Annotated in this window: 11 protein-coding genes; 4 read left to right on the top strand and 7 right to left on the bottom strand. The window is 69.5% G+C overall.

All coding sequences use genetic code 11. The annotated features are described in order from the left end of the window. Entirely contained in the window at window positions 1-291 is a 291-nt protein-coding gene (locus tag QA861_RS18550; protein ID WP_334589440.1) for a hypothetical protein, read from the top strand. 93 nt (window positions 292-384) lie between these two features. On the opposite strand, the gene QA861_RS18555 is transcribed toward QA861_RS18550, so the two are convergent. Next, window positions 385-804 carry a roadblock/LC7 domain-containing protein gene (locus QA861_RS18555; RefSeq protein WP_334589441.1) on the bottom strand — a complete coding sequence of 140 codons (420 nt, stop codon included), beginning with the start codon at window positions 802-804 and terminating at the stop codon, window positions 385-387. After that, the gene (locus QA861_RS18560; protein WP_334589442.1) at window positions 801-2,813 is read right to left on the bottom strand and encodes a sensor histidine kinase; all 2,013 of its coding nucleotides are present in this window, start codon (window positions 2,811-2,813) and stop codon (window positions 801-803) included. The genes QA861_RS18555 and QA861_RS18560 overlap by 4 nt, the downstream gene beginning before the upstream one ends. Window positions 2,814-3,161: 348 nt before the next feature. Here QA861_RS18560 and QA861_RS18565 point away from each other — a divergent pair, with 348 nt between their 5' ends. Further along, window positions 3,162-3,482, top strand: coding sequence for a M36 family metallopeptidase (locus QA861_RS18565; protein ID WP_334589443.1), 321 nt, complete (start codon window positions 3,162-3,164; stop codon window positions 3,480-3,482). On the opposite strand, the gene QA861_RS18570 is transcribed toward QA861_RS18565, so the two are convergent. Together QA861_RS18570 and QA861_RS18575 are read right to left on the bottom strand one after the other, a co-directional pair. Continuing rightward, the gene (locus QA861_RS18570) at window positions 3,454-5,124 is read right to left on the bottom strand and encodes a cellulase family glycosylhydrolase (RefSeq protein WP_334589444.1); all 1,671 of its coding nucleotides are present in this window, start codon (window positions 5,122-5,124) and stop codon (window positions 3,454-3,456) included. The genes QA861_RS18565 and QA861_RS18570 overlap by 29 nt on opposite strands. Before the next feature lie 118 nt (window positions 5,125-5,242). Beyond that, window positions 5,243-6,238, bottom strand: coding sequence for a helix-turn-helix domain-containing protein (locus tag QA861_RS18575; RefSeq protein WP_334589445.1), 996 nt, complete (start codon window positions 6,236-6,238; stop codon window positions 5,243-5,245). 131 nt (window positions 6,239-6,369) lie between these two features. Between QA861_RS18575 and QA861_RS18580 the strand changes: the two genes are divergently transcribed. Continuing rightward, entirely contained in the window at window positions 6,370-7,407 is a 1,038-nt protein-coding gene (locus tag QA861_RS18580) for a saccharopine dehydrogenase family protein (protein ID WP_334589446.1), read from the top strand. Between the two features lie 207 nt (window positions 7,408-7,614). Here QA861_RS18580 and QA861_RS18585 read toward each other — a convergent pair whose 3' ends face one another. Both QA861_RS18585 and QA861_RS18590 read right to left on the bottom strand, forming a co-directional pair. After that, window positions 7,615-9,042: an ATP-binding protein gene (locus tag QA861_RS18585; RefSeq protein ID WP_334589447.1), complete on the bottom strand. Its 1,428-nt coding sequence runs from the start codon at window positions 9,040-9,042 to the stop codon at window positions 7,615-7,617. Window positions 9,043-9,348: 306 nt separating this feature from the next. Next, a complete protein-coding gene (locus QA861_RS18590; protein ID WP_334589448.1) occupies window positions 9,349-9,774 on the bottom strand; it encodes a TIGR03668 family PPOX class F420-dependent oxidoreductase in 426 nt (141 codons plus the stop codon). A gap of 241 nt (window positions 9,775-10,015) precedes the next feature. Between QA861_RS18590 and QA861_RS18595 the strand changes: the two genes are divergently transcribed. Continuing rightward, the gene (locus QA861_RS18595; RefSeq protein ID WP_334589449.1) at window positions 10,016-10,219 is read left to right on the top strand and encodes a hypothetical protein; all 204 of its coding nucleotides are present in this window, start codon (window positions 10,016-10,018) and stop codon (window positions 10,217-10,219) included. Window positions 10,220-11,146: 927 nt separating this feature from the next. Here the strand turns inward: QA861_RS18595 and QA861_RS18600 are convergent. Beyond that, entirely contained in the window at window positions 11,147-19,300 is an 8,154-nt protein-coding gene (locus QA861_RS18600; RefSeq protein WP_334589450.1) for a ricin-type beta-trefoil lectin domain protein, read from the bottom strand. Window positions 19,301-19,394: the final 94 nt, after the last annotated feature.

The following is a 19,394-nucleotide window of genomic DNA, read 5'->3' on the forward strand; positions in this document are numbered from 1 at the left end:
GTGAACAGGGTTGTGGACTACACCGCCTTCGCGCTGGGCTGCGTGCTCACGCTGACGGGGCTGGTCTCCGTCCTCTCCGGCCGGGCACCGTCCTGGCTGCGACACGTCGACCGGCCCCGGCTGTTCGGCGTGTGGGCAATGTGCCTCGGCCTCTTCTGCGTCACCCAGCTGCCGGTGCTGCGCGACGAGGTGGTCCGCCTCGGCTCGGCAGCGGTGGACGCCCGCGTCGCGTTGCTGCTCGTGTCGGCGGCGGCGCTGCTGCTGGGGCTGCGGAGGACACGAGGTCAGTAGTGGCTGTGGGCGGACGCCGGCCGGCCTCCGCCCACAGCGGTTCTCTCGGTATCCAGGGCGTCTTCCCGGTTGGGGAGGCGCCCTTCCGTCCGGTCAGCCCGCCGCCGGTGGTGCGGCATGCAGCTGGCGTACCAGCTGCGGGGTGAGGAGTTCGCCCGCGCGGTCGGCGAGGACGGCCATCTCGTAGCCGACCAGGCCCACGTCGCAGCCCTCGGCGGCCAGGACGCCCAGGCAGCTGCCGTCGCGGATGCGGCCGACCATGAGGAAGCCGCCGAGCATTTCGATCATGACGAGCTTCATGCCCCGGAAGCCGTGTGTCGTCGCCGCGTTCTGGGCGAGGCTGGTGATGCCGGAGACGACGGCGGCGAGGTGGTCGGCGCGGTCTCGGCCGAGGTTGTCGGAGGCGGCCATGAGGAGGCCGTCGGAGGAGACGGCGACCGCGTCGGTGACGCCGTCGGCGGTGCGGACGAACTCCGAGACGAGCCAGCCGAAACTCTGGACGGCGGTGGTCACGATGACGCTCCTTGGGTGCTTCGGGGTGTGCTTCGGGCCTCGGCGCGGGCGACACCTGCTCGGAAGCCGTTGAGCAGGGAGGAGACAGCGGGACGTGCGGTGGGCGGGGTCGGCGGCCCCGACGGGGGTGCGGACGGGGGTGCCGCGAGGATCTGCTGGGTCTGTGCGGGGGCGAGCAGGCGGCCGGGCAGGACGAGGAGTGCGGACAGGCCGCCGCCCGGGGTGTCGAAGAGGTGGACCTTCGTGCCGTCGCCGAGGCGGTCGGTGAGCCGGCCGACGACGAGATGGCCGAGGAAGCGGGTGGGGGCGGCGAGGAAGGCGTCCTCGCCGGAGCCGGAGAGGCGTTCGCCCGCGCGTTCCTTGTCGGTCGCGGACATCCCGACGCCGTGGTCGACGACGGCGAAGCTGTACGTGTCGTCGTCGGTGTCGTACCAGCCGTGCACCTCGACCCGCTCGTTCGGCGGCGAGAACGTCAGCCCGTTCTCGATGAGTTCGGCGAGGAGATGGGCGACATCGGCAACGGCGTGGCCTCGGACGCGCACCGGTTCCACGGCCGCGATCAGGACCCTCCGGTACTGCTCCACCTCGGCGACGGCCGACTGGACGACTTCCAGGCCGTCGGCGGGCGCCGCCGTGGCCCGGGGCGGATTCTGTCCGGCCAGGACCAGCAGGCTTTCGGCGTTGCGCCGCATCCGGGTGGCGAGGTGGTCGAGTTCGAAGAGCTCGGCGAGGGCGTCCGGGTCGAGTTCCTGCCGTTCCAGGCGCGTGATGAGACCGAGCTGCCGGCGTACGAGATTCTGGTTGCGGCGGCCGAGGTTGGCGAGCGACTCGGTGGTGTTGCGGCGCAGGCCGGCCTGCTGGGCGGCCAGTTGGAGGGCGGTGTGTTCCACCAGGCGCAGTGACTCCGCGACTTCGGTGATCTCCGCCGCGCCGCCCAGTGCTCGCGCCTCGGGGAACTCCACCTGGTCCTGCGGTGACTGCTGGATCCGGGCGACCGTCGCGGGCAGCCGGTGCCGGGCCACGTCGTGGGCCGCCTCGGCGAGGGCGCCGAGCGGGCGGGTGAGGGAACGCGAGGCGAAAGCGGCGAGGCCCGCCACGAGGGCGGCCATGAGCGTGCCCGCCAGGAGGTAAGCGGCGAGGGCGAGTTCGGCGTCGTGACTGAGGCGGTCGGCCCGGTCCCGTACGTCGTCACCGACCGACTGCTGGACGGCGTACAGATCGTCTACGAGCACGGTCATCCCGTCCCACCAGGTGCCGGCGTCGACGCGCAGCGCGGAGCCGTCGGCGGCGCCCTCCGCCCGGGTCTCGTAGGTGGTGGCGCGTTCGGCGTCCTCCGTGGCGAACGCGTGCTTCAGGGCGGTGAGTTGGGGCGCGGTCGCGACCTCCCGGAAGCGGGCGAGGGCGGCGACACGGGCCGCGCGCACCTCCGTGAAGGTGAGGTACTCGCGGCCGTGGAAGGCACCCTCGGCGAACACGCCGTTGAGGAGGCCTCGTTCGAGGGCGACGGACTCCTTGGCGGTGGCCAGTTCCCGCAACGCGTCCAGCCCGTCCCGCAGTTGGCGGTCGGCGCTGGAGGCGGTGTCCGCCACCGGGTCGACGTCGTTGAGGGCGTCCACGGCGGCGGTGTAGAAGGTGAGGGTGGCGGTGCGGTCGGCGGTGGCCTTTCCCCCGGCCGCTCTGTCGGCGGCGGCTCGGACGGCGGCGAGGCGGCGCAGGTACCGCTGGATGACGTTCTGCACCGCCTGTTCGGGGCGCATCGCGCGCAGCGCCGTGTCGACCCGTCCGCGAGTGGCGGTGAGTTGTGTGCGGTAGCTCTTCTCGCCGCCCAACAGGCCGTTCGTCAGGCCGCGTTCACGCTGCAGCTGGTGCACCAGCGCCTGGACGCGCAGGCTGAGGCCGACCTCGTCCCGGGTGGTCCGGGCATCGCCGAGCGCCTCCGCGCGGCCGTACACGGCCAGTCCGGCGACCGTCAGCAGCAGGCAGATCGGGACGGTGATGACCACCGCCACCCGGCCCCGGATGCTGCGCCAGCCGGGCAGCGGACGGCGGCCGGGAGTCGTTCGGCCACGGTGACGTTGTCCCGAACCCGCACGGGAACCGGCTTTCCCGGAAGGGCCGTTGCCGACTACGCCGAGCCTGCCAGGCCGGACGGAACCGCCAAACCGCCTGCCAAGCCTGTCGAGCACCTCGAACAGCGGCCGAAATGGCGTCCACACCCTCATGTCACGACGCTAGTGCGACTGCGGCGACTGCCGGTTTCCAACCTGTAAGAGTCCGTGCGGAGTTGAATTGCGCCGCCCTCACACCGCAGGCCGGAGAAACGTGCCGGGGCGGGGCGGAGCCGAGGACACAGTCGGGTGTTCCCGCGTCATCGGTATCCCCCGGTCACCCCAGCTCATCACGGCCGGGGCGTACATCGAGAGGCAACCGGCTTCCTCGTCCGGCGCAACGCCATCCTGCAGGCCGACACTGTGGCCAACGGCGGGCGGGCGCACGACCGGGTCTGGAAGGTCTTCGCCCACCGGGGCACGGCTGACGGACAGGGCCGACGGACAGGGCTGACCGACTCGGTCAGCAGCAGGCCGGAGGGCGGCGTTCCGGTGACGGAACGCCGCCCTCCGGCGATCGGTGCTGATCAGGCAGAGTCGATCAACTCGTCGTACAGGTCGTGCCGTTGAGGGTGAAGGTGGTGGGCGCCGGGTTCGTCGCCCCCTTCGTCCCGATGAAGCCGACCGAGACCGAGCCGGCGGCCGGGATCGTGGCCGTGTAGGAGGCGGGTACGACGCTCACGTCGGCGCCGCTCTGCGTGGGCGTCCCGCCCCACATGTTGTTGATGGTCTGGCCGCCCGCGAAGCTGAAGCCCAGCGTCCAGGTGGTCAGGGCGGTGGTGCCCGTGTTGCGCAGGGTGATGTCGCCCTGGAAACCGCCCTGCCAGTCGCCGACGACCCGGTAGGCGACGGAGCAGCTGATCCCGGGGGTGCCGCCGCCCGGGGACGTGGTGACGTTCACCGTGGCCGAGCGGGTCGAGCGGTTGCCGGCCGCGTCCCGTGCGTACACGGCGAAGGTGTAGGCCGTGGCCGCGGTGAGGCCGGTGACCGTGACGGTGTTGGTGGTGGAGGCGGCGGCCGTGGTCTCCGTACCGCCGCTCACGCGGACGACGTCGTAGCCGGCGACGCCAACGTTGTCAGTGGCCGCCGCCCAGGTCAGGGTGGTCGACGTGGCCGTGGTTCCGGACGCGTTGGGGGTGCCGGGGGCGGTCGGGGCCTGGGTGTCGGTGCCCGTGCCGCCGCCGTAGACCGTGGCTTCCCGGGACGTCTGGGCGATGCCGTTGGCGCCGTTGAAGATGCGCTGGCCCCAGGAGCTGAGCTGCTTGGGGTCGAAGCCGATCGACAGGTCGAGGACCGGGTCCGTGTTGCCGCTCCACGACCAGGCCAGGTAACCCAGCTTCAGCTGCTGGGCGGTCGCCATCATCGTGTCCTCGTCAGGGTCGCCGTACTGGTCGGCCGGACCACCGAACTCACCGATCAGGATGGGGAGTTTGGCCGTGACGAAGGCGTTCAGGTAGTCGGTGATCTCCGCCGCCGTGTCGAAGACGCTGTACATGTGGATGGAGAAGATCAGGTTGCCGGTGGTGTCGGCGTTGTACACGGACTGGGCGTTGGCGCGCATGACACCCTGCCAGTCCTGACCCCAGTTGGGCGCGTCCACCATGATCGTGTGCTGGAAACCGGCGGCACGCAGTTTCTGTACGGCGGCGATCGTGGGGGCGGTCCAGCCGGCCGGGTCGGTGTTGCCCCAGGGCTCGTTGCCGATGTTGATGACGACGTAGTCCTCTTGGCCGGCGAGCACGCTCTTGAGACCGATCCAGTAGTCGGCGGCCTGGTCGAGTGTCCCGGCGGCGGCCTCCTCGCCGTAGCCGGTGGTGTCGTGCACCTCCAGTACGCAGATCAGGCGGTTCGCCTTGCACTGCGCGACGATCGCGGCGACTTCGTCGGCGGTGTTCCTGGTCCAGCGATGCCCGTCGGCGAGGACGACCCGGACGGTGTTGGCGCCCAACGCCTTGACGTCCCTGAGGGATTGGGTCTGGGTCGGGTACCAGGTGTAGGCGTGGTTGACGCCCCGCATCACGAAGTCGTTGCCGTTGCCTTCGAGGAGACGGCCGTTGGAGATGTGCAGGCCGGCGGCCGCGACGGCACGGGGTGGCTCGGCCTGCGCCTGGGCGGGGCTCGGGGCGAGCACCAGGAGGCCTAGGAGGGTGACCAAGGCGGTCAGCAGGATGGTCAGAGGGCTCTTTCGCGTGGTGCTTCTCGTTGTTCTCACTGCGACTCCAGGGAGTGAGCGCCAAGAAACTTCAGCATCAGCAGAAATGTGGGAGCGCTCCCATAAAACGCACTACGACAGGGACACGTCAAGGCGTCGCACGCACATCGGCCGTTGGTCAGCCGATGCCGGACCGTGTGCTGCGGAACGTACGTCGGTACGCGTCCGGCGGCACGCCGATCGTGCGGTTGAAGTGGCGGCGCAGCGTTGTGGCGGTGCCCATGCCGACGGCCTCCGCGATGGCGTCGACACTGTCGCCGGTGGCCTCCAGCAGCTCCTGGGCGCGCCGGATCCGCTGGGTCAGCAGCCACTGCAGCGGGGTGGTGCCGGTGACGGTCCGGAAGTGGCGGCCCAGGTGGCGCGAGCTCATGTTCGCCCGGCGTGCCAGGTCCTCCACGGTCAGGGCGCGGTCGAGCCGTTCGATCGCCCAGGGGAACAGTTCGGCGAGCGGATGGTCGTCCTGGGCGGGCACCGGCGCGGTGACGAACTGCGCCTGACCGCCAGCCCGGTGCGGAGCTACGACGAGGCGGCGAGCGACGGTGTTGGCGATCGCCGAGCCGTGGTCGAGTCGTACGAGATGCAGGCACAGGTCCATGGATGCCGCCTTGCCGGCGGAGGTGAGCACGCTGCCGTTGTCGACGTACAGCACGTCCGGGTCGACCTCGACGAGGGGATGGCGGGCGGCCAGGACATCGGTGTGCCCCCAGTGGGTGGTCGCGCGCCGGCCGTCCAGCAGACCGGCGGCGGCCAGCACGAACGCGCCGGTGCACAGGGAGGCGACGCGCGCTCCCGCCTCATGGGCCGCGCGTACCGCGTCGACCAGTTCGACGGGCGGCGCCTGGTCGACGTCGGCCCAGCCGGGGACGATCACCGTGTCGGCGTACGGGAGTTGATCGAGGCCGGCGTCGGGCTCCAGCAGGAATCTGCCGGCGCGGATCGGGCCCGGACCGCAGAGGGTGACGTCGTACCAGGGGTCGACGAGGTGGGTGAGATCGGCGCCGAAGACCTCGTAGGCGATGCCGAGCTCGAAGTGGAGCATGCCGTCGGTGACGGCGATCGCGACGGTCCTCGTGCCCGTCCCCGTGCCCGCCGCCGTGCCCGTACTCACGTCCATGCCGGCTCCTCCCTCTGCCCTACACCCATGTCCGGAATTGTACGGGGCATGTCGTTCCGGACACTCGTGTCGATCGGTCGCAGCCGTCAGGATGGTGGTGGTTGATCATTCGAACGCAACGGGGAGAACTCATGGGATCGGCATCCGGGCAGACAGTCGTGGTGTTCGGCGCGTACGGGCACACCGGGCGGTTCGTGGTGGCGGAGTTGCTGGCGCGCGGGTTCGTCCCGGTCCTCTCGGGGCGGGACCCGGAGCAGTTGCGGAAGCTGGCGGCCTCCCATCCGGGGCTCGACGCCCGCCCGGCCTCGGTCGACGACCCGGGCTCGCTGGACCGGGCGCTGGCCGGCGCGTCGGCGGTGATCAACTGCGCCGGGCCCTTCGCGGCGACGGCCGCGCCGGTGATCGAGGCGGCGCTGCGGGCCGGGATCCCCTATGTGGATGTGGCGGCGGAGATCGAGGCCAACGTCGACACGTTCACGCACTTCGGGGAGCGTGCGCGTGCCGCGAACGCCCTGGTGATCCCCGCGATGGCGTTCTTCGGCGGCCTCAGCGACCTGCTGGTCACCGCCGCGATGGGCGACTGGACCTCGGCCGACGAGGCGCACATCGCGTACGGCCTGAGCAGTTGGCACCCCACCGCCGGTACGCGCGTCGCGGGGGCGGTGTCCCGGGAGCGCCGGGACGGCCGCCGGGTCCGTTTCAGCGGAGGGCGGCTGGAGTACCACGACGACGCGCTGCCGACCCAGAAGTGGACCTTCCCGGAGCCGATGGGCGCCCGGGAGGTGATCGGCGAGTTCTCGATGGCCGACGTGGTCACGGTCCCGAGTCACCTGGCGATTCCCGAGGTCCGGTCCTACATGGCGGCGGAGGCGGCCAGGGAACTGTCGGCGCCGGACACCCCGGCGCCGGTCGCGGTCGACGAGGACGGGCGGTCCGCGCAGACGTTCGTCGTGGACGTCGTCGTACGGGTCGGTGGGGCCGAACGGCGAGCGGTGGCGCGCGGGCAAGACATCTACGCGGTCAGCGCGCCGCTGGCTGTGGAGGCGGTGGAGCGGGTGCTGACGGGGCGGACTCGGGCGGTGGGGGTCGTGTCGGCCGGTGCGGGTTTCGACGCGGTCGACTTCCTCGGCGCTCTGTCCGCGCACATCTCGTTGGAGCTGGTTCGGTAGGGGGCAGCGGGGCGGGCGGGAGGTGGGCCGGGCCCGCTACCCCGCCCGGGCCGTCTCAGGTCCTGCGCCAGGCAGGGGGTGGCGGGCGTGGCGTGGAGGCGGGCCGGGCCCACTGCCCCGCCCGGGCCGTCTCAGGTCCTGCGCCAGGCAGGGGGTGGCGGGCGTGGCGTGGAGGCGGGCCGGGCCCGCTACCCCGCCCGGGCCGTCTCAGGTCCTGCGCCAGGCGGCGAGCAGTTCCTCCGGTCCGTACGCCGCCTGGTGCCCGGAGCAGCTGACCCCGTTGCGGGAGACCACGACCAGCGGTACGGGCTCGTCGGTGATCGCCGCCCGGTGCTTCTGCAGCGCGGCCAGGTCGTGGTTGTCGAACACGGAGTTCTCCAGCCACTTCACGGACCCCAGGAAGAGCAACTCCTTGGCCACCGGCTGCCGGTCGGCGCCCACCAGGTCGATCTCGACGTCGTTGCCGCGGGTCCAGTACCCGCCGATCGCCGGGGTGGCGGGCAGGGACCCGTCCGGGAGGAGACGGGCGAGGGATTCCCGGACCACGGGTTCGATCGCGCGTCCCCGCCAGCTCGTCCACTGCTCTCTGATCCGGCTCAGCGTGAGATCTCCCCTCAGCCGCTCGATCTCCGCCATGTGCGGATCCAGGAACGCGAGCCAGAACCGCAGATAGGGGTCGGCCACTCGGTAGCGGCGTTCCTTCGACGGCCGCAGGGAGAGAGGCAGTTCGGCCGCGACCACCCTCTTCTCGGTCAGGACGTCCATGGCCCGGGTGAGAGTGGTGTGGGCGATGCCGCCGGCGGCCCGCGCGATGTTGGTGAAGGTCCGCTCCCCGCTTCCGATGGCCCGCAGCACCTCCCTGCTCATCGCCTGCGGCGGAAACTCCGCCGCCAGCGAGCGCTCGGCGGAGACCAGCAGTGCCGAGATCGGGTTGTCGAGCGAGTCGCGGAGGAACTCCCACACGTCCGCACCGGGCCGCCATTCCGCGCAGATCAGCGGGAGACCGCCGGTGATCAGGGCGGCGTCGAAGGCGGCTGCCGGTGCCAGGGCGAGCATCTCGCCGATGTCGGCCGGGTTCAGCGGGCCCACGACCATCTCTCGCCCGCGCTGGTGGAAGGGGCGGTCGTAGCTGTTCAGCGCCTCCATCATCGACAGATCGGAGCCGACCAGGAGGAGGAGTACCGGCTTGCGGCTGAGCAGACGGTCCCAGGCCCGCTGGAGCATGCCCTCGAAGGCGTCGATGCGGTCCATGAGATACGGCACCTCATCGATGACGACGACGCTGGGGGTGTCGTCGGGCAGGATCTCCGCGAGGAGCCTGAAGGCCGCGTTCCACTGCGCCGGGGGCTCCTCCGAGAATGTTTCCCGCCCCGGCAGGGTGGACCGGGCGACGGAGTCGAGAAGCTCCGTCAGCTCATCCTCGGCGGTGCCGCCGGCCGCCGTGAAGAAGAGGTACGGCGTCTCGGACTCCGTACGCCGCAGAAACTCCTCGACGAGGCTGGACTTGCCGACCCGGCGCCTTCCGCGCATGAGGATGCACTGGCCTGGTTTCGCCGAGGAAGCGGCGGCGCCGACGGCCTGAAGGGCGTTGCCGAGCACGTTCAGCTCGCGGTCCCGACCGATGAAGCGACGCATGAGGGTACCCCCGTAGCCGATAGTATCGATAGCGATACTATCGCCAGCGCTACCATCTCGCACGGGTTGTCGGACGACGGGCGACGGACCGACCGGGGTGCCGGACCAACCTGAACGGACGGAATCCCGGCGACCGCGACCAGCTCCTTCAGCAGGTCACGCCGTCCGTACGCGGTGAGCGGCCCGTTCTTTTACAGGACCGCGGGTTCTCCGGAGCACCTCACCAGGTCGCCGGCGATCTGGCGGTACGGGGGAAGATCTCGGCCGGGCATCGACGTCACCCCGGCTCGGGCTGTCTCGGCGAGGCTATGAGAAAGCCCAGCCGCTCCACTTCTCCACCCGAACGGCGACCACAGGGCCCTGGGGAGGGGAGTCCTTGTACTGGCCGTACCGGTCGTACTTGCCACACAGCGACTCCACCGCGCGGAGCCGCTCCTCGCCGTCCTCCAGGACTTCCCCGCGACCGTCGGCGCGAGCCCACCACAACCGCGACCAGTCCTCGTCATAGTGGTCGACCAGTACCGTCACCGACGGATTCTCCCGGATGTTGCGCAACCGCCGTAGGTTCCACGTGCTTTTGGGCTTGTGGTCGACGGCGAAGTACAGGACGTCGCTCACGACGACGAAGGTCACGGGTACCGCGTGAGGCACCCCCTGGGGGTCGGCCGTCGCCAGCCGGGCGACGGCCGACGCGACAAATCGTTCCCGGGCGACGAGCGGCGAGAGTTTCATGCCTCACCGTAGCCACGCGGATCTCCATGCTCCTGCCGTCATCCGCCATGAACGAGGGGGCCGTAAGCGGCACCCGTGACGTTGTCCATCCCCGCCGATGGGGACGTGCCTCCCGACCTGTAGCAGTCCGGAGCAGCAGGCCGAGTCCTACGCGACCGGCTGCCTGTGCTGTTGGACAACCGGCAGTTGGAGAGCACCCGGTACGCGATCCGCCTCGCCGAGGCGTGAGAGGAGTCCGACGGTGACTGAAAACCTGTCCGCGGTGGCACGCTTCCTGTACGAGGCGACGCCCGACCTGCTCACGCGCACTCTGGTCGCGGGACTGCCGGACCTCGTGCACTCGCCCCGAGCACTCGTCCGGCGCGGTTGCTCGACAAGATGCCGCCCGAGCGGATCGTCGTACCGCCGGCTCCTGCCGCCCTTGGCCCTCGGCGCTCCCGGCTGATGGAGTGCACGGAGTGCGGGGTGCCTGGGCGGGCGGAGGCTTTGCCGGGTGGGCTTTGCCGGGGGTGTCGGAGCCGGGACGGGAGTTGGACGGGAAGGTCTGAGCCATCACCACTCCGACCCGATCCGACCGTGCGCGCTCTGGCCGGGCAGGTGCGTGCCCGGATCCACACGATCCAACGTGCATGAAGCCGTCGACTGGGCACCTCGCCGACCGACGGGAACTGTGACTGATCAAATTTCAGGAGCCTCGACCGTCATCGTTTGGGGCTCCTGAAGTACACATGGCTATCGCTGCCACGACCGTCAACCCGCACCTGCGCCACGGCGATATTCTTGCCTGCGCTAACACCGAGGCCGCCATTTGCATTGGCTCGGTGGCTGGCCGCCGCGTCAGCGAGATCGCAGTTGTGAACCAGGACCGGCGTAGCCCCCGCCAGCACACAGTACGTGTGGACGTTACTAAGCGAAGCAGCCCTGCCAGAGACTAACCGGCAGGGCTGGTCCTTCTACTAGCGGCAGCGACCAGGTTGCGTCACGCTGGAGATTCCGAATTTCTCCAACAACTCGGAGATGAGCGCGGTTTCCACCAGTGTGCCTTCAAAGCCAGATCGTTTCAGTTCATCCGACAATCTCTTCGCTTCTTGAATTGACGTGCCGAAGGCTGCTCGGAAGGACTTCAGTATTGTTCCCCCGTGCGCTACGGCATAGACGAGTTTCAGGCAATGGGGTCCATGCTGCTCCAGGATCGCGTTCCGCACTCTTGACGGTGCCCAACCCTCACCCGAGTCGTGCGAAATCCCGCATGTGTCGCAATCCCACTCGACTTCCCAACCGAGGGACCCGTTGTTGGCGGACTGAACCAGCCACTCCGTGCCGACCCCGCCGCACTGGCGGCACGGCCCGGGTAGCTGAGCTGCCTGTTCTGTCATTGCCAGCCCCTGATCGACTTGTAGCGTTCGACGATTCCGTAAAATCGATCCGATGTCCCGGAGCCATCGCGTGGATGATGGTTGCGGAGACCGCGCGCGAACCAGCGGTGGTGCAGTTCCTCGTGGATCACCGTGGTGCGAAGGAGCGCCCGGCTCCCAAACCTCTTGTATCCAATTTGCGTTCCTGTGTTGGGCATCGCCATGCCGGAGTTGACCCCGTAGCTGTAAACGGGGCGGAAGGTGAGATCGAGGTCCGGGAAATCTTCGTTGATGATGGCATCAATGGCACGATTCCTGGATGCTGTCGTTTTTCCGGTGGCGTTACTGAGCTCTTCGCTGCTCTTCCAGACGTTGCCGCTTCCCTGTTCTTCGGCGGAACCGCAGTTGTGAACCAGGACAGGCGAGGCCCCTGCCAGCACATAGTACGTGTGCAGGCTACTGACGGTGAGGTTGTGGACGGTGGCGTTCTGGCCCGTCCAGCGTTCGACCGCGGTGATCTGGACGAGGGTCCCGGATCCTGTCTGGAGCCACTGGCCAGCCGTAAGGTCAGTCGCGTCGATCCACTCACCGAGTTCGGGGACCCAGAACGGATGGCCCTCGGTCGCGGTGACCTCGGCGGTCTTCGACCCCTTCTTGCCGTCGGTGTCGATGGTGACGTTGACCAGGTGCTTGAGGCCCTTGCCCTTGATCTCGGCGGTGACCGTCTCGGTCTCGGTCTCGCCCGTTTCGGGATCGGTGGCCATGACCTTGTCGCCGACCTTGACGTCCTTGATCGCCTTGGTCGAGCCGTCGGCCATCAGGACGCGGGTCTCCGGGGTGAAGCTGTTGATCGAGCAGCTCGCGCCCTCGCCAGAACCTCCGTCGGACCCGCCCCCCGAATCCTCCCGCCCCGAATCCCCCCGCTTCCCGCCGGACTTGTTCTCCGCCCGGCCCCCGCCCGACGACCCCTTCGACTGTGCCGTCTTGCGAGCCTGAACCTGCGGAGTATTGCCCCGGGCGCCCTTGGAGCCTGTGTGGGCCTTCTTCTTCGCGGCCTCGGCTGCGGCCTTCGCCGCCTCCCGCGCCTTGCGTTTTGCTTCTGCCGCGGCGGCCTCCGCCGCCTTCTTCGCCTTGATCAGGGCGGCCTTCGCCGCCTTCGCCGCCTTCAGGCCGATCTCCGCCGCGGCTTTCGCTGCCTTCCAGGCCTTCACCGCGCCCATCGTCGCCTTGAAGGCCTTGAACATCTTCTTGCCCTTGGAGAAAACGCTCGTCCACGGAATCGCGTCCATCAGCAGGCTGCCGCAGGCCCACAGGTCGCCCTGGGAGAAGCAGCCGACCACGTCGTTCCAGCCGATGAACTCCTTGAACACCGCCCAGCCGACCGACAGGATCACGTCGCCGATCGACGTCGACAGGGTGCGCTGGAAGTCCGCGATCTTCGCGTCCAGCGCCGCTATCGACGCGTCGAAGCTCGATGCCGAAGACGTCAGACCCGACGGGTCCGAGTGGGTGACCGGGTTGTTGTTGGCGTAGGAGTAGCCGTTCGCCTGGAGCGGGTCGCTCTGGTCCAGGACCGGGTCCGCCGAGATGAAGCGGCCGGTCGCCGGGTCGTACTCCCGGGCGCCCAGGTGGACCAGGCCGGCCGCCTTGTCGTCGTCACCCGTGGCGTACGCCGTGTTCGAGCGTGACGTGTTGTAGGCCTTGCGGTCCTCGCCCCACGGGTCCTTCTTCGTCACCCGTACCGCCTGGCCGCCGTCCAGCCGGACCTCGGCCAGCGGGGTGCCGTTGTTGTCGACGGCCTGGGCGAAGAGGTGTTCGCTGGTGCCCGTCGTCGAGGACGCCTCGCGGAAACGCGTCACCGTCGGGGCGCCGCCGTGGCCGTAGGTGCGCTCCGCCGAGCGGACCTTGCCCGACACCGTCAGGGAGACGGTCGTGTCGGGCAGGTGCAGGACCGCACCGGCGGTCGAGCGCTCCAGTACGCGGTCGCCCATGCCGTCGTAGACGTACGTCGTCTTCGAGGCCGGCTTGAACACCTGGCCCGTCGCCGAGGCCGAGCAGGTCGCCAGGACCAGGTCGGTGCTGTTCGCGGTCGACGGGGCGTTCATGCACAGCGTGGTGCCCTTGAGCTTGAGGAGGCCCGTGTCCTGGACCTCCCAGAGCTGCGTCGCCGTGTCCTTGTTGCAGGGCTGGACCTGGACCGCCGCGCCCGCCGCCGCGCTGGTCGGCTGGGCGCAGGCACCCGCGACCACGAACTGGCCGATGGCCGCGTTCTCGACGGTGCCGTTGTTGTCGGCGTCGAGGGCCTTGAGGCGGAAGTTCTGTGCCTTGGACGCGTTGCAGGCGTAGATCTGGATGACACTGCCGGCCGCGGGGTTGCCGCCGGAGAGGTCCATGCACATGTCGGACGTGCCCAGCCAGGGCCCGGAGCCGTCCGGGCCGAAGCCCGTCACCGTCTCGATCTGGCCGTCCCACGTCCAGGTGAGGCCCTGGGACGTGTCGCCGCCGGTGGTGCGGTTGATGAGGTTGCCCGCCGCGTCGTACGTCTGCGTGGAGCGGGTCTTCACCTCGGCCCCGGCAGCCGTGTGGCTCGTCGCGTCGTACGAGGTCAGGGTGTGCGGCTGGTCGTTCCTGACCGCCGTGTCCTCGCTCTTGCCGTAGTTGTAGGCGGTGGTCACGTCGTTCTTGGTGTCGACCACCCCGGACGTGACCGTCGGGTCCGCCTTGTGGACCGTCTTCGACTTCCGGTTGCCCAGCACGTCGTAGTCGTAGGACTGCCAGTAACCGTCGTTGTTGGACGAGACGTTGACCTTGCCGTCGGAGTACACCGGCTCGGCCGTCGTCTTGCCGGCGGCCGTGCAGGCACCGCCGTTCGGTGTGGTCCACGCCGTCTTCAGCTGGCCCAGCGTGTCGTACGTGAAGCACTGCTGGTCGGTGGGGGCCGTGGTGCCCGAGCCGATCTTGTCCGCGACCGAGAGGATGTTGCCCGACGGGTCGTAGGCGTACCCGCGCGTGCTCACCGTGTTGCCGGTGACGCTGGTGTCGGTCGCGTTCTCGCGGACGAGCTTGCTGGTGAGGAGTTCACCTGTCGACTCGTCGAAGCTGCTGTCCTGCCAGACGCGGTGGCCGACCTCGCCGACCGTGGAGCGCATCACCTGGCCGTAGGGCGAGTAGGACGTCTCGGCGACGTACCAGTCCCGGCCGGAGACGGTGGTGGGGAGTCCGGCCTCGTTGTACCGGTTGATCACGGTCTCGGCGGTCAGACCGCCGACCTCCGGAGTCGTGTACTTCTCCAGCTGGCCGTCGTCGTTGTACGTGTAGTCGTACGTGTAGTTGGTCTTGAAGCCGTCCGCGGTCGTGCCCGAGGTGGTGCCGTCGGGCATCTTCAGCGTCATCGACGTCGGCTGGTAGTCCGCCGTGTAACCGGCGACCGACGTCGTGTACGCCTTGCCGCCGTCGTTGTAGCGGGTCGCGAAGGCCAGCTGGCCCTTGCCGCCGGGCGCCGAGTCATAGCCGTACGACTGGACCGTGCTGCCCGAAGTCCCGCCCGGAGCGGTGTACTTGACCTCCGACACCCGGTGGTAGCGCTCGTAGCTGTAGCCGGTCTTGCCGCCGAGGCCGTCGGTCGCCGTGCCCACGCGGCCGTAGGTGTCGTAGTCCGTGTGCGTGGCGCCGGTGTCCGGGTCGGTGGTGTCGGTGACCCGGCCGAGCGCGTCGTACTTCCAGGTGCGGGTGTGGCCGACCTCGTCCGTGGACGTGGTCATGTCGCCGCGCAGGTCGTAGTCGTACGTCGTGCTGATCGCGCCGGCCTCGGTCAGCGTCGTGTCGCTGTACGTGTCCTGCTGGACCGTGCGGCCCAGCGCGTCCGTCCACACCCGGGAGCCGGGTGTGCCCTTCGGCTGGCGGACGATCGTGTAGTCGAGGCCGTACTCGTAGCGGGTGCGGCGATCCGTCGTCTGCACCGTCGCGTTGCCGTCGGCGGCCGGGGAGCCCGTCTGCGCGAAGGAGTGGTGGACGGGGGTGACGGTGAGCACACGGCCCAGACCGTCGTACGTGTAGGTGGTCGCGTTGGGGACGAGGGACTCGGAGGCGGGCACGATCAGGTCGGTGCCGGGGTCGTCCGCCATGTAGTAGGCGTTGCGGGTGAACCTGACCTGGCCGGCCGCGTTGTGGAAGGTGTCGGTGATCAGCTTGCCGCCGCCGACCGCCGGGGTCTGGGACTGGCGTTCACGGCCCAGGCCGTCGTAGATCGTGGTGGAGGCCTTGTAGACGGCCTTCTCCCCGTCCTTGCCCCTGGTGGGGTTGTCCGAGAGCGACTCGGTGACCACGGACACCGGCTTCTCGGCGACCGTGTTGTACGTGTAGCGCACGGTCGGGTCGTCCGTGGCCGGCTGGGTCGGGTCCCAGGCCTCGATGGTGCGGCCCAGCGGGTCGTACGCGTACGACGTGACCCGGTTGTTGGCGTCCGTCGAGGTCAGCGTGGCGCCTCGGCCGGGCTCCACCTTGGTGGTCGAGACGAGGCCGGTCTCCGCACCGCCGCTGTCGAGCTTGGTGCCCTGCACCGTCTTGATCTCGTAGACCTGGCCGGAGTCCGGCGTGTAGGTCGTGAGGTTGGTCAGTCCGCTCGCGTCCGTCACCTTGGTGACCCGGCCGAAGGCGTCGTACGTCGTCCGCGACTCGGGGTTGGTGGCCTCCCAGCCCGTGCCCGCTCCCGTAGGCGTCTCGGTACGCGTCGACTGCCCCTTGGTGGGCGCCGCCCCGAGGTCGGTGGAGCCGTCGTAGTAGACGCGCGAGCCGGTGACCAGCGTCGACGCCGTGGATGCCGACAGGGCCGTCGAGCAGGCGGTCGTGCCGGTCGTCGTGATCGTCTGGTTGACCAGGCCGATCAGGTGGACGCTGTCCGTGGCGGTGGAGTCGTTGTTCACGTAGGACGTGCGGGTGCACGAGTCGTCGGTGGTCTTCGCCTCGTCGCCGTACTCGCGGACCACGGTCGGCAGTCCGTACGAGTCGTAGTCGGTCTGCGTCTTCACCGTGCGCAGCGTCGCCGGGTCTCCCGGCCGGGTGCCCGAGGACTTGGTGATCGTCTTGACGGTGTCGAGCGTCACCCGCTCGGACACCACGTCCGGACCGTCCTTCCGGTCACGGGTGGCCAACCGCACCGGCGCGTCAGGGTAGTTGACTGTGCGCGACAGCCAGCCCGACGACGTGGCGGCGCCGGCGTCGGGGTAGGTCAGCGACTCGGCGACCATGCCCGCGTACGCCTGGCGGTCGTCCGCGATGTCCGCGCCGGTGATGTCCTTGAACTTGAAGGAGCGCTTGACGTCGTCGTCGGGCTTCTCGGGCGTGTTGTCCTCGAGGACGTCGTCGCTCATGCCCCGGAAGTAGCGGGTGACAGACTTTGCGGCGACGCTGCCGTCAGGGGCCGACGGGACACCCGAGATCGTCGTGATGACGGGGTAGCCGCGCCAGTCGTCCCAGGTGCGGGTCTTCGGGCGGGAGAACTCCGCCTGGTTCTTGGCCCACAGGGCGCCGACCGTCCTGTCGGACGTGTTCGTCTCGTACTCGTACGTCGTCGTGACGTCCGTGGCGTCCGCCAGCTGCGGATACTCGGTGATCGACCCGACCACGTACTTGTGGAACCAGGAGATCCGCTTGTCGGTCAGCTCGCCGTCCGCGTGCCAGTAGGCCGGATAGCAGCGCAGGGTGTTCTCGTCGACCTCGGGGAAGTCCTTGCCGGTGAGGCAGGCGTCCTCGGGTGCCAGGTACGTGACGTGGGTGCGGCCTCCGTACTCGGAGACCACGTCCTGGATGCGCAGTCGGCCGAAGAGGGGGTCGGTGTCGCCCGTGGCCCTCTTCACGCGGTTGGGCAGGACGAGCTTGTTGCGGCCGAAGACCACCGGGTTCAGGCGGGCGGTCGAACCGTCGACCGCGTAACCGGTACGGGTGATGGACTCCAGCCACAGCGCGGTGTACTCACCGGTCAGACCCCACGGGAACGACTGGTCGAGGCTCCAGGCGTCCACCTTCGAGAGGGCGGTGGTGCCGTACGTCGAGTCGTCGATGCCGCAGGCGTTGCGGGAGCCGGTGTCGTCCGCCGAGTTGTACTCGGTCAGCCGCACACCCTGCTCACGCTGGGCGCACGCCGTGACCGTCGCCAGGCGCTTGCGCGACCAGAACGTGGGGGCGTACGTCGAGCACTTCGCGCCCGTCTTGCAGGCGAGGTCGGCGGGGGTGTCGAACCACGGACGGGTGAGGTACGACTGCTTGGAGTCGAAGTTGGCGTCGGAGCAGTTCCACTTCCAGTCGCCGTCCTTCTCGAAGCAGCGTTGCTGCGCCGTGAACTTCATCCGGCCCAGCGGCTCGGTGGAGTAGAGGGTGTTCGAGCGCTGGCCGTAGTCGATGCGGGAGAGGTAGCCGGCCCGGTCGTACTCGACCGCCTTGGCTTCCTTGTTGTTCCTGGCGTAGGCGTTGGTCTCCTTGTTCCACCACAGCGACATCGCGTTGCCGTTGAGGTCGACGACGTAGTCGAGCTGGAAGCGCCAGCCCTGGTCGCAGAAGGAGTCCTCGAACTTGGTGGCGTGGCACGGATCGCTGCTGTGGTTGCCGGCGACCGGCACCTTCAGGACCGACTGGGTCTCCTCCTTGCCGGAGGTCCAGCCCGGCAGGCGGTTCATGCCGAAGTAGTACTGGGTGCCGTCGCTGGTGGTGGCCCGCCAGAACTCCCCGTTGTTGTCACCGTTGTTGGAGGTGGCGTTGGGGTCGCCGATGAGGGTCTTGTAGTCGGCCGAAGTCAGCAGTTCCACGCGGGTGTTGTCGCCGCGCGAGGTCGTCCATGTGCCGTCGGTGTCGCTGCGTACCAGCTCGGTGGTGGTGCCGTTCAGCGTCAGCACCGCGTTGTTCGAGCCCCAGCACTGGTCGCCGGTGAAGTGCTTGTCGTTGTTCGCGTCGGCGGTGTCCGCCGCGCAGCCGACGAACGTGCGGGTGATCGCGCCCGGGTTGTAGTCCCAGCCCTCGCCGATCCAGGAGACCTGGTTGTTGGTGGCGGACGTACGGCCGTCCGAGGACTGCGAGTTGTAGCTGAGCGTCACGTTCGGGGACGGGCCGGAGGGGACCTGCGGGCCCGCCATCGTGTACGCGTAGGTGAACGCGCCCGAGGAGCCGCCCTGCGACCAGGTACCGGCCGAGGACAGCGGGGTCGCCGCGAAGTCGCCGCCCGAGCCCGCTCCGTAGGAGGTGCCGACCAGCAGCCCGCCGGCGGAGGAGTCGGCCGCCTGCCGCACACCGGCCTGGCTGTCGCCGCGCCACACCGCCGATTCGGCCGAGCCCTTGCCGGTGCTCGCGGCGGTGGAGGCGCTCGTGGACGAGGACGTGGCCGTTGCCGTGGAAACCGATGCCAGGGCGGCGGTGTCGACGGTCAGGTTGAGCAGCGTCTCCTGGATGTCCTTGGTCTTGTCGGTGGAGTCGCTGGTCTCGTCGGTCGCGCCGTCCTCGCCGGGGTCCGTGTCCGAGCCGGAGGAGTCGCCGCCCGCGTCGACCGAGACGGTCACCTCGTCGGTGGTGCGCTGGACCTCGGTGGTCACCGGGAGGCCCGTCGAGCACTCCTCCAGCTCAGGAGTGGTCGCGTAGCAGGCGGGCATCAGGGCGAAGGACAGCCGGTCCAGCCACTGCGCGCTGTACGTCTCGGCGAAGCGCGTCGCGTCGATCTGGACGACCGCGTCGCCGGTGGCGGTGTCGGGGGCGTCGACCTGGAGCAGCAGGCCCTGCGTGCCGGCGGCGACGGCCTCCGTCTCGGGCTTGACCGAGACGTTCCAGGCGCCTTCGAGGGAGTCTGCCTGCGCCTGCGTGGTGCCCGCGGGCGCGGTGACGCCGACGGTCACGGTGCCGTCGGCGGAGGCGGCGACCTGCTTGGGGGCGCCGCCCGCTGTCACGTCGGCGACCGGGGCGGTCAGATCGACGGCCGCCGGGACCTCGACCACCGCGGCCGGGGTGTAGTCCGTCAGCTTCTCCAGCGCGGGCGCCTCGAGCTGCTCCAGGTTGTCGGTCTTGGCCTCGTCGAGCGGGACGGCGTCCGTCTTCTGCGGATCGTCCAACTCGACGGTCGTACGGGCGTCGTTGTCGGGGCCGAACGCCACAGCGCCCTGCAACGAGGTGACGTTGAGGGCGAGGAACAGCACGGCGACGACTCCGAGGCGCGCTCTTCGGCGCAGGAGCCGGTCACGCGGCGATCTCTCCGTCAGCCAACCTCTGCCGCACCACGACAATCCCCCA

The organism is Streptomyces sp. B21-083 (genome assembly GCF_036898825.1).
Classification (GTDB): domain Bacteria; phylum Actinomycetota; class Actinomycetes; order Streptomycetales; family Streptomycetaceae; genus Streptomyces.

What these genes read in the sequence shown, in the direction of transcription:
- QA861_RS18575 (WP_334589445.1), bottom strand. Translation starts at nt 6,238, where the DNA reads ATGGACGTGAGTACGGGCACGGCGGCGGGCACGGGGACGGGCACGAGG.
- QA861_RS18585 (WP_334589447.1), bottom strand. Translation starts at nt 9,042, where the DNA reads ATGCGTCGCTTCATCGGTCGGGACCGCGAGCTGAACGTGCTCGGCAAC.
- QA861_RS18590 (WP_334589448.1), bottom strand. Translation starts at nt 9,774, where the DNA reads ATGAAACTCTCGCCGCTCGTCGCCCGGGAACGATTTGTCGCGTCGGCC.
- QA861_RS18580 (WP_334589446.1), top strand. Translation starts at nt 6,370, where the DNA reads ATGGGATCGGCATCCGGGCAGACAGTCGTGGTGTTCGGCGCGTACGGG.